At 45.5% G+C, this 15,694-nt stretch carries 14 protein-coding genes; 6 read left to right on the forward strand and 8 right to left on the reverse strand.

Going from position 1 to position 15,694, the window contains the following annotated elements; genetic code table 11:
- Positions 1–11 precede the first annotated feature (11 nt).
- The 3 genes from W293_RS0113490 to W293_RS0113500 form a co-directional block, all read right to left on the reverse strand.
- On the reverse strand, positions 12–554 hold the full coding sequence (locus W293_RS0113490; protein WP_025652935.1) for an acyl-CoA thioesterase: 543 nt from the start codon (positions 552–554) through the stop codon (positions 12–14).
- Between the two features lie 61 nt (positions 555–615).
- Positions 616–1,665: a YheT family hydrolase gene (locus W293_RS0113495; protein ID WP_025652936.1), complete on the reverse strand. Its 1,050-nt coding sequence runs from the start codon at positions 1,663–1,665 to the stop codon at positions 616–618.
- A gap of 128 nt (positions 1,666–1,793) precedes the next feature.
- Entirely contained in the window at positions 1,794–2,390 is a 597-nt protein-coding gene (locus tag W293_RS0113500; protein WP_025652937.1) for a YigZ family protein, read from the reverse strand.
- A gap of 246 nt (positions 2,391–2,636) precedes the next feature.
- Here W293_RS0113500 and W293_RS0113505 point away from each other — a divergent pair, with 246 nt between their 5' ends.
- Positions 2,637–3,341, forward strand: a complete 705-nt coding sequence (locus tag W293_RS0113505) for a pseudouridine synthase (protein WP_025652938.1) — start codon at positions 2,637–2,639, stop codon at positions 3,339–3,341.
- A 450-nt stretch (positions 3,342–3,791) separates the two neighbouring features.
- A complete protein-coding gene (locus W293_RS0113510; protein ID WP_025652939.1) occupies positions 3,792–4,856 on the forward strand; it encodes a disulfide isomerase DsbC N-terminal domain-containing protein in 1,065 nt (354 codons plus the stop codon).
- Between the two features lie 150 nt (positions 4,857–5,006).
- Here the strand turns inward: W293_RS0113510 and W293_RS0113515 are convergent, their stop codons facing one another.
- Entirely contained in the window at positions 5,007–5,828 is an 822-nt protein-coding gene (locus tag W293_RS0113515) for a hypothetical protein (RefSeq protein ID WP_025652940.1), read from the reverse strand.
- Between the two features lie 70 nt (positions 5,829–5,898).
- On the opposite strand from W293_RS0113515, the gene W293_RS0113520 reads away from it, so the two are divergent.
- Positions 5,899–7,548, forward strand: a complete 1,650-nt coding sequence (locus W293_RS0113520; protein WP_227502391.1) for an isovaleryl-CoA dehydrogenase — start codon at positions 5,899–5,901, stop codon at positions 7,546–7,548.
- 388 nt (positions 7,549–7,936) lie between these two features.
- Here W293_RS0113520 and W293_RS0113525 read toward each other — a convergent pair whose 3' ends face one another.
- On the reverse strand, positions 7,937–8,587 hold the full coding sequence (locus W293_RS0113525; RefSeq protein ID WP_025652942.1) for a DUF2939 domain-containing protein: 651 nt from the start codon (positions 8,585–8,587) through the stop codon (positions 7,937–7,939).
- Between the two features lie 427 nt (positions 8,588–9,014).
- On the opposite strand from W293_RS0113525, the gene dnaJ reads away from it, so the two are divergent.
- From dnaJ to W293_RS0113545, 3 genes are all read left to right on the forward strand, one after another.
- A complete protein-coding gene (gene dnaJ, locus W293_RS0113535; protein ID WP_025652943.1) occupies positions 9,015–10,151 on the forward strand; it encodes a molecular chaperone DnaJ in 1,137 nt (378 codons plus the stop codon).
- A gap of 239 nt (positions 10,152–10,390) precedes the next feature.
- Positions 10,391–11,221, forward strand: coding sequence for a 4-hydroxy-tetrahydrodipicolinate reductase (gene dapB, locus W293_RS0113540; RefSeq protein WP_025652944.1), 831 nt, complete (start codon positions 10,391–10,393; stop codon positions 11,219–11,221).
- 103 nt (positions 11,222–11,324) lie between these two features.
- Positions 11,325–12,251, forward strand: a complete 927-nt coding sequence (locus W293_RS0113545) for a hypothetical protein (protein ID WP_025652945.1) — start codon at positions 11,325–11,327, stop codon at positions 12,249–12,251.
- A gap of 279 nt (positions 12,252–12,530) precedes the next feature.
- Here W293_RS0113545 and W293_RS0113550 read toward each other — a convergent pair whose 3' ends face one another.
- The 3 genes from W293_RS0113550 to W293_RS0113560 all read right to left on the reverse strand — a co-directional run bounded on the left by W293_RS0113550 (position 12,531) and on the right by W293_RS0113560 (position 15,637).
- Positions 12,531–13,706 carry a type III PLP-dependent enzyme gene (locus W293_RS0113550; RefSeq protein ID WP_025652946.1) on the reverse strand — a complete coding sequence of 392 codons (1,176 nt, stop codon included), beginning with the start codon at positions 13,704–13,706 and terminating at the stop codon, positions 12,531–12,533.
- Positions 13,707–13,816: 110 nt separating this feature from the next.
- Positions 13,817–14,371, reverse strand: coding sequence for a peptide deformylase (def, locus tag W293_RS0113555; RefSeq protein WP_025652947.1), 555 nt, complete (start codon positions 14,369–14,371; stop codon positions 13,817–13,819).
- Positions 14,372–14,644: 273 nt separating this feature from the next.
- On the reverse strand, positions 14,645–15,637 hold the full coding sequence (locus W293_RS0113560; protein WP_025651576.1) for an IS110 family transposase: 993 nt from the start codon (positions 15,635–15,637) through the stop codon (positions 14,645–14,647).
- Between the last annotated feature and the right edge of the window lie 57 nt (positions 15,638–15,694).

Below are 15,694 nucleotides of genomic sequence, written 5' to 3' on the forward strand. Positions count from 1 at the left end.
TTTTAAAACCATCAACCCTCAGGCGGCCACGGGCGATCACTATCACTCTCTATCCATTCAGCGACATAACCAGTCGGTGGCAATTTTAAGTCTGCTTTACCTAGTCCTTCTAACACCCGTGCAGTATCTACCACTCTACCACCTTCCGTGACGCCAGTTCTTAGCAGCATAGACGAGCATGGCTTGCCCTTTACCCACATAGAATGCTCCAGATATATCCAGCGCTCGTCTATACCGACGATATGCGTCCTAATTGTGATTTTGTCCAACAGACGAATACGTTTACGGTACTGAATCGTGCTGCCAGCCACTACCATACCCCAACGCTGTTTGAGCAATAAACGCCCAAGACCAGTACGGATAATAAAATCAGTACGTCCTATATCATAGACGGTTAACACCCGACCATTATTCATCTCTAGCATAGGATCGAGATCCGTGAGGCTACAACGAACCATCACTTCACTAGTCTGCGCCAGATCTAAAGACTGACCTTTTTTGTTCGCGATAACCGCACTCACGATAGATTTGCTATAGCGTAGAAAAGGATACATAGAACAGTCTCAAAAGTTGAACAATAGTATTTAGCGTGCCAAAGTCTCATTTACTAGAGTATCATTTATTATTAAAAGGCACGCCAATAGAGTGAAAGTAAGCGCTGACAGTTTCAGGTATCCAATTGATATCAAATCTTGATTTTTTATAAAGATGGGTAGATTTATCTTTATCTGAACGATATCGCAAATAACCGATATGCCCGCCATGATCGGTGTCGATGAGAGTGACGCTGTCAGAGACATCATTTGGCGTCGCGGTAAAGCCAATAAAAGGGTCATCTTTGGCACTGATTAATAATAAAGGCTTGGTCACATTAATCAAATACGGGAGCGCAGAGGAAGATTGGTAATAGTGATTGTTGGAGCGGTAGCCATGACGCGGTGCGGTAAAGATGTCATCAAAGTCGCTGATACGATTGACCGCTTTGATGGCATCGATTTCTTCTTTGGTGATGTCGTTTGCCAGTGCTTTTTTGATGATAGGATTGAGTAGATATGGCGTATAAATACGATGGCTCAGAAAGCTGTGCATATTGAGCGCCGCCGATGACATATCGACAGGCGCAGAGATGACCGCAGCACCCTTGCAGATGGCTTTATCCCCATATTCGCCCATGTATTTTGCCAAGGCATTGCCACCCAGTGACACCCCAGCCGCATAAATATTGGCATATCGCTCGCTGAGGTTTTGTAGCGCGTGATGCACTTCATCGGTGTCACCGGCATTATAAAAGACTCGACCATTAGCAGGAATACCGCCACAACTGCGAAAGTGCGCCACCACAAAGTGCCAGCCTTGCGCGTGCATTTGATACGCCAAAACCCGCGCATAATGACTGTCGCTACTGCCTTCCATACCATGAAACAAGACGATTAAAGGTGTTTGTTCACGCTCATCATTTTCGATTGCTTTTATAGGGTGCGCATCATAAAAGTCATAAGCAATATCAGTCTCACCTAGAGAGTCTTGCATCACCATCCGACGATACGTCGGTGCTGCTGGTGCAAAAAACTTGGGCAAGATACTTTGCAGATGCGGGTTAGAAAGCCAAAATGGCGGCTTAAAAGGCGTGGGGTTGAAATGGTCGGGGAGGTTGTAGGTTTGCATGGCGTGATCTTACCGTTAGTGTTGAGAGTAAGCGTATAATACCGATAGATATATTGAAAACCAAAGACTTTCAGTGAACGCATGATTACTCAAATTTTTGATGGCTTTTTGATGTTTTGAGGTTGAATTCATGTTTCATCCAATACCCGCCCATCCATCGCAAGGCGTTCTTTTAAAGTCTCAATATCTGCCTCAGCAAGCGTCACGGTCAAAGTGACTTGCTTACTGTAAGCGACCTCATCAATACGACCGTTTAGACTCTCAACCACATAGCGGCATTGCGCTTCGGTCGCAAATTCTGCGAGTATTTGCACTCGGCTCATGGCTACATAAGGGCTTAAAATCATCTGGTCGACCGCCGCTTGCGCAGAACCTGCATAGGCACGGGTCAGACCGCCAGCGCCCAGTTTAATACCGCCAAAATAACGCACCACAATGATGATGACGTTGCCAATAGATTTGTGTTGTAAGACATTTAATATCGGACGTCCTGCGGTACCACTCGGCTCGCCATCGTCGTCAAAGCCAGCGCTGGTGGTATTATCAGGGTCACCAATGATATAGGCCCAGCAGTAGTGACGGGCATCCGCATATTGTACGCGCAGCTGTTCCACGTGAAACATTGCTTGCTCACGTGAGTGTACCGGATACGCATAAGCGATAAAATCAGATTTTTTGATTTCTAGGCGGGCAGTGACGGCACGTTTTAGCGTTTGATAGCTCATATTTCATCAGGTCTAGGTAGGATATGGTAAACTTGTCTAACTTTCACTGTTGTCCATATTTGGCGCAGTGTTCATTTAATTTTTCATTATAGTACCATTTCTCACGCTTAAAGATAACGAGCGAGTCGCGCCTAAGTGCTAATCTAGTAGCCTTGGCGCGGCGGATAGAATTAGCGATTTCGTTAAGTTCATTCCGTTAGCGGCAGAGTTGGGAGTGGTAACATAACACTGATGGTAGTCAATCGTATGCGTTTAGATAAATTTATTAGTAAAGCCACTGAACTGTCGCGCAAAGAATCCAAAAAGATTATGCACGCGGGTGAAATCACGGTCAATGATCAGATAATCAAAGATCCTGGCGTCCATGTCGATATCGTCAACGATGATGTCATGTGGGCAGGCGAGCCACTATCGGTCGCGGCGGGCAATCGCTATATACTCCTGCATAAGCCTGAAGGTTTTGAATGTACCTTAAAAGTTAAAGAACATCCTATCGTCACCGAGCTGATTTCGGTACCAGAGCTTGGCAGCTTACGTATTGCGGGTCGCCTCGATGTCGATACGACTGGTGCGTTGCTCATCAGTGATGATGGCAAATGGTTGCACCGTGTCACCAGCCCTAAACATGCCCATGCCAAGATTTATGAGCTGACCTTGGCTGAAGCGATGGACAGCGACGCTCAAGCCAATGCTGTTAAAGAAGTGGCTGAAGGTATCTTATTAGAAGGCGAACATGAAGAAACCAAGCCTGCGGTTCTTGAGTTCATCGATGAGACTCATGCGCGTTTAACTTTAGAGCAGGGCAAGTACCATCAAGTAAAACGCATGATGGGTTACTTTGGTAATAGAGTGACTGAGCTGCATCGCGCCAGTATTGGTCATATCACTTTAGACGGTTTGGAAAAAGGCGATAGTCGCTTCTTAACCGAAGAAGAAGTCGCCAAATTCTAAATTTTCGCCTTATTGAACCCTAAAATAATTTGTGAAAATAAGATTTAACATGAGCAGCCACTATTAAAGTGCGCTGCTTTTTGCTGCCTGTCATTTCTTTCAGCTATAGTCGATACTGAATAAAGCAGATACACGATATAACGCACGGAGCTGGTACAAATTTTTCTTGCTTGCTTGCTGTGCCTACGCCGACAGAGGCTGCAAAAAATTATCCCAGCCTCGCTTTATCCTTTTTATATTGACCTATCTATATTTGTATTGCCTGTCTCTTAAAGCTCAGTAGCAATTTTGCAAATTTGGCCTTTTAATCGCTGTCAAAGTTAGCGCATATGCTAAAGTCCCGTTATCTTTTTAATCTATGTTTTTGCATAATGAAGTGAATGCTTGTTAGAGAAACTTGCCGAACACGTCTGTTAAAACACTTCTTTTATAACAAATAGGACTGTCTCCGTGAAACAACTTGTATTAAAGTCTGCTGGTTTGATGAGCGCGATACTATTGGCGACGACAGCCTGTGCCCAGCCGAGTGCCACTGATGCCATTAATAACAAACTCAGCTCAAGCGTGCAAACCACGCCAGCCGCTGGTACGGTAGGCCAGTCGGTGGACAAGCGCTTACGCCAGTTACTAACGCAAGCAGGGATTAAGACACAGATAACCTCGATTGTGCCTTCTAAGTTGCCTAATATGTATCAAGTCAACCTAGTAGGGCAGCTACCACTGCATATCACTAAGGATGGCAATTATGTCATCCAAGGCGAGCTACAGAAAAACCCCAGCAAGCGGGTCGTGACAAAAACGCCAGTCCGTAGTAATCGTGACCAAATAGGCAAGCCGGTCAGTGCTACCGTCAAGTCATCGCTACTCGCCAATATGAGTGCGCTGAAAAATATGAGCGCTAAAACACCTTTCTTTTATACGGCAGTGCCGGGCGTTATCTGGGGAGCAACATTAGAAGGGGTGCCTTTTTTGCTATCGGATGATGCACAGTACATCACTGATGGCGAGATATCTGTTATCGAAAACGGACAATTTACCGGACTTGATTTAGAGTTTGAAAAGCGTAAAAATCAATCTGTGTTTGCGACTTTAGATGAGTCGCAATTGATTATTTATCCTGCTCTCAGTGCTGAGAAAGCCATTATTTATGTGGCGACCGACGTAAATTGCCCTTATTGCCGCAGGTTTCACCAACAACTCCCTGTGCTCAATGCCAAAGGTGTCACGGTAAAAACCATTGCTTATCCGATATATGAGCAGTCGCCTGCGCAAATGCGTGGTATCTGGTGTCAAGCTGATAAAGAGAGCCGTCGCAAAGCCTTTGATAAAGCCATGTTAAGTGGAAAAATGACGCCAGCCGCCACCAGTTGTAATGCTGATTATGTGACGCCCAACCGAGAAAAAGCAGCGGGACTGGCAGTAATGGCTACACCTGCTATTTACCGTGAGGATGGCGTTCTTTATCAAGCGAGCTTTGAGAGTGCAGAATTTTTAGAGTTTTTGGGCATTAAGTAATTTATGGATCAACTAACTTATAAATCAACTTCTTATAACCTGTCCATTATAAAACTGCAACAGCATCAACTTCGCTATCCATACTAATATATCGCGTGCACTCGGCTGGCTTGTCTCGATTTTAAAATATCACTTTTAAAACGACTCTTTTCATAAATTACTTTCCTTAAAAAACGCATACCACAGGCGGCGACCTTCATTATTGAAGCGTCTGACGGTAGCAAAGAACTGTTGCCGTTCGGTCTCATTGACCAGCGGTGCGGGCAGCAGCGGATCAAAAATTACGCTGCGGATACCGGCATCACCGAGCAGATAGACGTCACGCAAGGCAGCCTCACGTGGTAACTTATCTTTTGTGGCCAACCAGTCATTCAATCGTTGTGAGATTTCTTTATAGCTTGCTTCCAGCTGCATATCAGACCAAAGTGATAAGGCTTTTTCCTGTCGAACGCTATCAAAGACGCTGGCTTTAAAAACGGCAGCTTCCTCTCCCAAGCCGAGATCTAACAGTCGTGCGCGTACGGTATCGACGCCGCCCGATAGATTGTTTGGGCGCAGATAAAGACCGGTATCTAGCTCTCGAAAGCCTAACAAGGAGAGCGCGCGTGCACGGGCACGGAGCACTTTACGGTCGCTACGTGGTAGGCCGCCCGTGGTAACGGCGATCCATGTGCTGTCCCATTCTGTCACGCGCTGATCCGCCGTCGACCATGCCGCTACATCAGCACCCAGTTTTTGCCCTTTAGCACCCAATCGATAAATAGCAGCATCGACTGCCTCGACCAGTCCCGCTTGTGTCAGCCGTGCCATGGTCACGCGCACGCTATTTTCGGTCATATCAAATAGTGCACCCGCGCGAACGGCCTCTGCAGCCGTCAAGGTTTCCTCGTCCGCTACAGTCAGTAGACGCAGCAGAAGAAGGCGCGGCGTTGGCCAAGATATATTACAGTTTTTGACAAAATATGATTCCATATGTAATATTAACATCGTACTATAGAGAGGACAAGGCAAGACGGCCTATCAAACAAGGATGTTGTCAACGATGAACCAATTCAATACACATGAGGTGTGCAATCAGCCGGTTGTGCTAGAAAATTATAATGCATGGCAGACAGACATAGCCTTGATGGAAGCAGTTGCTCGCGAGGGCGGATTATGGGCGCAGGATCATCTGAGTGCCTTTGGCGCTCGTACTGGTGGTGATTTGATTGATAGTGGTTTTGCCGCCAATGAAAATCCTCCTAAACTTCGCGCTTTTGACCGCTATGGTCGTCGTATAGACGAGGTCGAATTTCATCCTGCCTATCATGAGTTGATGGCAGCTGGGATAGAATATGGCATGAGTAGCTTTGCTTGGCGCCATGAAAATCGTGATGGGGCGCATGTGGCACGGGCGGCGGTGATGTATCTTGGCTCGCAGGCAGATGCGGGTTTTGGTTGCCCAATGTCGATGACTTATGCAGCGATTCCGGCGCTACGCCATGCACCGGCACTGGCAGAAAAATGGTTGCCCAAGCTCTTATCAGCAGAATATGATCCACGTAGCCTGCCAATGGAACAAAAAACAGGCTGTACTATCGGTATGGGCATGACCGAAAAACAAGGCGGCTCAGACCTACGGCGCAATACCACCAGAGCGCTTCGCCGAGAAGATGGAAGCTATGAGATCATCGGTCATAAATGGTTTTTTTCAGCGCCAATGTGTGATGCGCATTTGGTGCTGGCACAGACCGAAGGCGGTCTTAGCTGTTTCTTAGTACCGCGCTTTTTGCCCGATGGCACGCGCAACGCGGTTCGAATACAACGATTAAAGGATAAGCTGGGCGATTGGTCCAATGCCTCATCCGAGGTCGAGTTCCAAGGCGCGTTTGGTGAATTGGTTGGTATAGAAGGACGCGGCATCGTTACCATTTTAGAGATGGTGGCGTTAACCCGATTGGATTGTATGATTGGCTCGTCAGCACAAATGCGCCAAGCCGTTGTGCAGGCGATTCATCATACCAGTCAGCGCGAGGCTTTTGGCAAACTACTGGTCGACCAGCCTTTGATGCGCAACGTGCTGGCTGATTTGGCTTTGGAGTCAGAAGCCGCCATCGCTCTGACCATGCGCGTTGCTCGTGCGGTTGAAATGAGTGGCAAAGACCCACATGAGACTGCATTGGCACGCATTGCGACTGCCATTGGCAAGTACTGGATATGCAAGCGCACCCCCGTATTGGTGAATGAAGCGCAGGAGTGTTTGGGCGGTATCGGCTATGTAGAAGAAAACATCCTGCCGCGCCTTTATCGGCAAGCGCCATTGAATTCTATCTGGGAGGGCAGTGGCAATGTGCAGTGCCTCGATGTATTACGCGCTTTGCGCAAAGAGCCGGAAACGTGGGACGCTCTATTTGCCGAATTGCAGAATGCTGCTGGTAAGAATGCCCATTATGATGCCGAACTCAAATGTTTGGCGCAACGCTTCGACGATATCGAGACGCTTGAGTTCCGAAGTCGCTATGTGATTGAGCGCTTGGCATTGATGCTGCAGGCGTCGATTTTTCTGCTGGGTGATCATACAGACATCGCGACGGAATTCTGCCGTTCGCGCATTGCAGGCGAACACGGATTGACCTTTGGTACTTTGAGCCCCGATGCGCCAGTAGCGCAATTAATTGAACGTGCTGCTGGCGCGACCATCGCCGTACGATAAATCATCCTGCTATTATGCCTAAGAAGATATCACGTTTATCGTATAACTTTGGGCGGTATTCCTACCGCCTGTAATTCGATGAGCAGGTCAGTAAGAGAAATCTTGGGCAACAGTAGCTTGGGAAATAATGGATCGCGTCGTGCAATTTACAATTTTGAGAACGCTGATTATAGTTGAATCATTATAAAAAACCAATACAGTGCTGCTGGGATGAATTTTGCGCAGCCTCTGTCAGCGTAGACACAGCAAGCAAGTAAAATTTATCCCAGTAGCACTGGCAATATTAGCGTGTCGATTTTATTTTAAATTGACTATATTTAGAGGTTTCAGAAGTAGAATAAGTTAAAACGCTCTATAGAAAAATTCCCCAATAGCCATTCACATTATGTTATGGCAAGACGATATCAACGATTTTCCAATCAATCAAACCGTTGCGCTGCATCTCTACAGTGAGCGGGTAGCCTTTAACTTGACCGCTGATAGTGAAGCAATTGATACCGCAATAGCTCAATGTTGGCTTATCACTGTCTGACCCTTGGGCGGCCTGCTGCTCAAGTTCCGCCGCTTGTTTTTTCATGATTTGCTGCATCTGATTTTGAACCACCGCATTGACATCGCCGCGCTGGATGATTAAGTTTTGAATCAGATTTTTAAGATCGACTTGGTTGCTAGCGATTGCCCATGCAGCGGCCAGCTCCTTGGTCGCGCTATTGGCTTGCCCTTGAGTATTAATCAGTTTTTCGATATTTTGTGGGGTGATTGCACCAGCGACTGCCTGTGTAATGAAGCCATTTGCCGCCTCAGTCAAAGGCGCACCACCCAACTCAGCAACCAATGGATAATGGGTCATGGTATTGGCAAATTGATCGGTCAATTGCGTTTGGATACTTGGACGCAGCTGTTCGTAATCAATGGCGGCAGCGATAGCAGCACCGTCTTTGGCATCATAAGCGTTTTTGAGCTGATAAGCGCTGTAATAAGGCGAGCCGCCATAGACCGCGACTGCAATGACAATCAATAAAACAATCAGCTTTTTCATAAAAATTGCTACCTTAGCACAAACGGAATGGCGGTAAATCTCAAAAATGGGATTTAAAACCCCATTAATATGGCGCTAAATATTAGCATGGCCAGCCTTGATAAAGGTATAAAAACCTTTGCTCAATTCTTAATAAAACCTTTTTTAACAGGCTTAAAACTTCATAAGTCAGAATTTCAGCATCCAAGCGCTTGATAAATCATCTTGGCATCTCCATAAATAGCGCAAACTTTTAATAATTGATTTGGCTAAGCAGCATCCCGCCGTATTCGCTTATAAGATTCATAATATTATCGCCTCCGTATTCGCAGTCTGCCATGTTTCATGTGAAACCTTTAAGGACAACTGCGTATAAAAACAAGGTGATAATTGATTAGGGTTGATGAATCGACCAGCCGGCGGCACTGTAAAGACGATAGGAGAGCCCATGAGTAAGCGCGATTTTTATGAAGTATTAGGTGTCAGCAAGACCGCTGACAGCAAGGAAATTAAGCGAGCCTACCGCAAGCTGGCCATGAAATACCATCCAGACCGCAATTCTGATGATCCTGATGCTGAAGACAAGTTTAAAGAAGCCTCGATGGCTTATGAAGTGCTTAGCGATGAAGATAAGCGCTCGGCCTACGACCGTATGGGGCATTCAGCCTTTGAAAATGGCATGGGCGGTGGCGGCTTCGGCGGTGCTGGTGGCGGCAACTTCCAAGACATCTTTGGCGATATCTTTGGCAACTTTGGCGATATCTTTGGTCAATCACGTGGCGGCGGCGGTGGGCGTTCACGTCGCGGCTCGGACTTGCGTTATGTGATTGAGCTGACTTTAGAAGAAGCGGTACGCGGCTGCAAAAAAGAAATCAGCTTTACCGCACCTGCGCCGTGCGAGACTTGTGATGGTAAGGGCGCAAAAGACGCCTCTGATGTCGTGACGTGTCAGATGTGTCATGGTCAGGGCCAAGTGCGTATGCAGCAAGGCTTTTTTGCCGTGCAGCAAGCTTGCCCACAGTGTGGCGGCTCTGGTAAACAGATTAAAAACCCTTGCCCCGACTGTCATGGTAATGGCGTCAAAGACAAATCGCGCACGCTTGAGGTTTCTATCCCAGCGGGCGTCGATGATGGTGATCGCGTGCGTTTAGCGGGTGAAGGTGAAGCGGGCGGCGCAGGTGTACAAAACGGCGATCTATACGTCGAAGTACGCGTCAAACCGCACAACGTCTTTACCCGTCAAGGTGCCGATCTCTATATGGACGTGCCAGTTAGCATCACCGATGCAGCACTGGGTAAAGAAGTTGAAATCCCAACGCTAGATGGCAAAGTCAAAATCAAGGTCGCCGAAGGTACGCAAAGTGGTAAGTTGCTGCGTGTGCGCGGCAAGGGCGTGACGCCTGTACGCACGACGATGAAAGGGGATTTGATCTGCCGTGTGGTCATCGAGACGCCAGTGAATTTGACACGTGAGCAAAAAGAGCTACTACGCGAATTCCAAGATACACTTGATGGTGATAGCAAACATCAACAGTCGCCACATAAAAAGTCATTCTTCAAAAAGATTGGTGAGTTGTTTGACTAAAACGTCTGATTGCTGAATCGCTATATGTAAAGCAAGTAGTTGACACAGCATAAGATTAGACAGGATAAGCATTTCAAATAAGTGGTTAAGTTAGCCTAGAGGTTTCACATGAAACCTCTAGGCTTTTTTATTGAGTGTGTCAAAGACAATTGATACATTGATACATTGATATTTGCTAAACTTACGATAAATATTATGCAAAATCCCTTTATTAAAAATAAAATATTTAGGACAGAGATATGAGTCAACAAGTAAAAAACCAAGCTATTAAAGTCGGTGTCATCGGTGCCGGTGGGCGTATGGGGCGTATGCTTATTGAAGCGGTACAGGACAACTCGCAAACTGCGCTTAACGCTGCGATTGAACGTCAAGGTTCAAGCCTTGTCGGTGCAGATGCGGGCGAAGTTGCAGCGATTGGTCGTTTAGATGTACAGATTGTCGATGATTTAAAAACAGTCATTAATGACATCGATGTGCTGATTGATTTTAGCTTGCCAGATGCCACTGAGCAAAATATGCAAATCTGTGCAGCGCATAAGGTGGCGATGGTGATTGGCACTACAGGATTCAATGAGCAGCAAGAGAAAGTCTTGGCAAAAGCGAGTGAGCAAGTTGCTATCGTTTATGCGGGTAACTATTCAACAGGCGTTAATTTGTCATTAAAGTTGCTCGGCATGGCAGCCAAAGCCTTTGGCACTGATGCGGATGTAGAGGTCATCGAGGCGCATCATAAGCATAAAATCGATGCCCCATCAGGCACAGCTTATATGATGGCAGAGGCCGTCGCAGAGGCGCGTGGACAGAGCTTAAAGGACGTTGCTGTCTATGGTCGCGAAGGACAAACGGGTGAACGTAAAGCGGGTACTATTGGTATTCATGCCATTCGCGGTGGTGAAATCATTGGTGACCATACCGTGATGTTTATTGCAGATGGTGAAGTGGTTGAGATTACCCATCGTGCGCGCGCGCGTATGACTTTTGCCGCTGGTGCGGTACGTGCGGCTACTTGGATAATTAAGCAGGAAGTCGGGCAATATAATATGCAGGATGTTTTAGGCTTAAATGACTAAGGCTTAAATACCTCATACTTAAATGACTAAGGGTTTTTGCTGATGGTTTGGTCGCTGCTAAGTATGGCTTTTGATAGCGTTTAACTATTGTTAGAGGTCAATTATGAATAAGTTGAGCGAACATTTAAGAGAGAGTTTTGGTCGGGTAGTGGCTATACTTAACATTGTTAAAAATATAAAAACTGCCAAAGCCATAAGTTATAAGCGTCCGATAGCATTTACTTTAAGTTTAACGGTACTGCCGATAGTCGTACAAGCAGCTACTTTTCAAACCTACGTCATCCATACCTATGGTGGTGATGCACTGTTGCCCGCGGTACGCCAGCAATTGAATAATAGTCGCGATGGCGGTACGGTGTCTACTTATCAGGATAAGCTGGTATTGCATACCACCGCCGCTAATTATCAAGCGGTACAGCAATTACTGAGTCAAATTGACGGTCAACCACAGCCGTTGACCGTTGCTGTGCGTGTTGGTAATAATAGTGATTCTCAAAGTAATATTCAGCAAGGTCAGGTTATTATTAGCAATCGCGGTATTGAGGGTTCAGGGATAATTAATCAGCGCAATAGTCAGCAGCAAGGCAATAATTTATATCAAGTACAAACGCTATCTGGTAGTGCCGCGAGCATTAGTACAGGCACGCTCTATGCGCTGACTCAAACCTATCATGCCACTACGTATCCAACTTATAATCGACCATCGGGGCAGATTATTATTCAGCAGCAAGTATTACTGCCAACGACGCAAGGCATTGCTGTGACGCCACGGCTACTACCAAACGGGCAAGTCGAAGTGCAGTTATCACAAGTTGATGAGCAGCTCGTGCGTTCTCATTCGTCTTATAAGCAAAATAGTTATAATGCTATTCAAGGTCAGCGCTTAAATAGTACCATTGTCGTACCACGTGGACAGTGGGTGACGATCGGTCAGATTTCACAGAATAATCAAACCCAACGCTCAAGCTATGGCAGTAATCGCACTGTTAATAACACTGATAGTATGCCTATCTCGCTGTTAGTGCAGTAGTTAGTATTACATCGTTCCCTGTTATTCAAGGAGTTATAGTTGATCTATTTTTTAAAAGAATACAGTGCTGCTGGGACTAATTTTTTGTAGCCTCTGTCTGCGTAGGCACAGCAAGCAAGAAAAATTTGTCCCAGTAGCGCGTTATAACATCTGTGCTTCTTTTATTTAGAAATGATTATAATGATGGGCGGCATAGATGATAGATGAAAAAGCATAAAAAAGCGCGGCACTGCTAATCACAGTACCGCGCTTTTCTTATTGCTGAGCATTCACTGAGAATTAATCAATATAAACCACTTCTAACGGTGGGAAACCATTGAACTCGACCGATGAATACGAGTTGGTATACGCACCCGTGGTTAACCAAAAGATTTTATCGCCAATTTCTAGCTCTTCTGGTAATTGATAACCTGCTTCTTCATACATGATATCGGTTGAGTCACAGGTTGGACCGGCCAATACGACCGTACCTTCGCTGGTTGAGGTTTCCATCTTAGGCGTATAAACTGGATATTTAATCGCTTCACCCAAGGTTTCAATTAAGCCTTGGAACAAACCCACATCAGTATAGACCCAACGCGTCAAGTCAGTATGCGACTTACGCGAAATGAGCACCACGTCACTGACCAATACCCCTGAACCACCGACCAATGAGCGACCGGGTTCTAGGATAATCTCCGGCATATCTTCCTCATCATAATCATCCGTCAAATAACGAGAGATTTCTTCAGCGTAAACTTTTACGGGATTCACTTCACTAATATAATTGGCTGGAAAACCGCCGCCTAAGTTGATCATTTGCAGCTTAATATCTTCTTCGTTTTTCATCCAGTCAAACATATATTTAACCTTGGCTAAGGCATCATCCCAAGCGGCAACATCTTTTTGCTGGCTACCCACATGGAACGAGATGCCATAAGGCACCAGACCCAAATCACGGGCTTGAATCAACAGCTCAATTGCCATGTTTGGATGGCAACCAAACTTACGAGACAATGGCCACTCAGCGGTCTCAGAGCCTTGTACCAAGATACGCACAAATATTTTTGAACCAGGAGCGTGTTTGGCAATATTTTTTAGATCGGCTTCTGAGTCGGTCGCATACAAATCAATGCCTTTCTCAAAAGCATATTTGACGTGCTCGGCTTTTTTGATGGTGTTGCCATAAGAAATACGCGATGGCTTAACGCCGCAGTCGAGGACACGATCAAGCTCATAAATAGATGCACAATCAAAGTTTGACCCCAGTTCAGCCAATAGATTAATGACTTCGACAGCAGGGCTGGCTTTCATCGCATAATGCAACTTGGCATTGGGGAAAAAGCCAACCATTTCATGATATTTGGTTTTGATACGACTCAGGTCCACCACTAAAAATGGGGTTTCGCGACCTTCGGCAGCTTTGGTGAATTTCTGCCAGCCGGCAGGGTCAAAATATTGGTCAATTTTGATCATGGTCATGGTGGGGAACCTTAAGTTAACACAGGATAGGATGAATAATAAAAACCAATGCATGCTTGAGATAATCGGACAATAGGTCCTGAATTAACTATAAATGCATCCAATTAAGAGTTGGTGGTTTGCGGCTGCTTTTCAGAGGCTGGCTCACCTTGCTTTTCACGTATTTTGAGCACTTTACGAACTTTATCACGTGCCCGCGTTTGCTTAAGACGTGATAAATAATCGACGAATATGACCCCATTTAGATGATCCATCTCATGCTGGATACAGACGGCAAGTAGGCCTTCGACTTCTTCATCGATCTTTTCGCCGTTCTCATCTAAGGCTTCAATGCGCACTTTATTAGGGCGTTCAACTTTATCATAGACCTCAGGGACTGACAAACAACCTTCTTCGTACGGTTGCTTTTCTTCTACCAATGGCGTGACTTTTGGGTTAATAAAAACCTTTGGATCGTTTTTATCTTCTGACAAATCGATAACGATGAGCTGAATATGACGATCGACTTGACTGGCAGCCAGACCAATACCTTGGGCGTCATACATGGTCTCAATCATATCAGCGATTAAGGTTTTGATTTCAGCAGTGACTTCCTTGACAGGCTTCGCAATCGTGCGTAAGCGCGGGTCTGGATAGCTTAAGATAGGGAGTAAAGCCATAACGCTCACCTCAATGATAAGGACAAAATAGGGTTGATATTATAAGATAAATGGGGACAAAAGTAATGCTTATCAATACTTTCGCGCAACTATTACTTTTTAGCATAGTAAAAACCAAGATAGTCACTTTTATTAGGGTCATAAAAAAGCCCTGCAAATAGCAAGGCTTTTCGATTGGTCTCGGTTAAACGCTCGTTGGTTCAACTCAAGTGGTTTTGCTCACTTTGTCTGACCAAATTTTTTAATTAGAGATACCATCTTAAAAAAGCCAAATCAAGTGCTAATTAGCTCAACTCTTGCTTGGTAAGGTTGCTGATGTTTAACCACGCCGAAACAAATATGCACAAGCTTACGCATCGCCGCACAGACAGCCTGCATTTTGCACTTACCGTTAGCAAGCAGTCGCTCATACTGCGCCTTAATGTCGGGATTATGCTTAATGGCGACTAGCGCCGGCATATACAATTTAGCTCTTACGGCACTTGAGCCATTCTTTGCTAAGCGAGACTTGCCCTTAAATAGCCCTGATTCACTATGCTTGGGAACTAGACCTAAAAAGGCTGCCATTTGCGACGCTTGACTAAACTGCTTATTATGCATCAGCGACATCATCTGCTTTGAGACAACAGGGCCGACGCCTTTAATAGTTTGTAGCAGATATTGGTCTTGCTTTAAATTGGGATGACCATCGATATGGTCATCAATATCACCATTGAGCTTAACAATGGCGGCTTGCAAAGAGACTATCATCTGCTCAATAGACGCTTTAACGATAGGAGCGGTGTCTGTGGCCTCCGTTTTTTCCAATCGATTCAGCTCACGTTGTAAGTCTTCTTGTAGCGCGTCTAAGCGCGACAGTAAAGACTTGAGGTGACGCGCCTCTGCTGGCGGCGGTGTCCACAATTTAGGCTTAGCACTATAGGTGTAGCGGGCTAATAACATACTATCTTTCTTATCCGTCTTGTTGCGACTTCCTAAACTAGCAGCATAGCTTTTGACGTAAGCAGGATTGATGATGCTAACGTTAAGCTTTTTATCAAATAGGTAGTAGGCGATGTTCTCGTGATAGACGCCTGTAGCTTCAAGGGTTATGTGGATGTTGTTTAAGTCATCAGTAATGTTAGCAATTAGCCAGTTGATAAGAGCAGCATAGTCACTGTGATCATTTTTAAAGACTTTAGTTTTGAATTTTAGTTTGTCAGTGTCTTTGAGCCATGCAATATCTAGCTTATTTTTACTAACGTCTATGCCTATATAATGTGTCATCTTATTGTCTTCCCTTGTTTATGCAGTGTCACTCATGGCATCTGATAAGATGTCGAG

The sequence above is a fragment of the Psychrobacter sp. TB67 genome, from assembly GCF_000511065.1.
Taxonomy (GTDB): domain Bacteria; phylum Pseudomonadota; class Gammaproteobacteria; order Pseudomonadales; family Moraxellaceae; genus Psychrobacter; species Psychrobacter okhotskensis.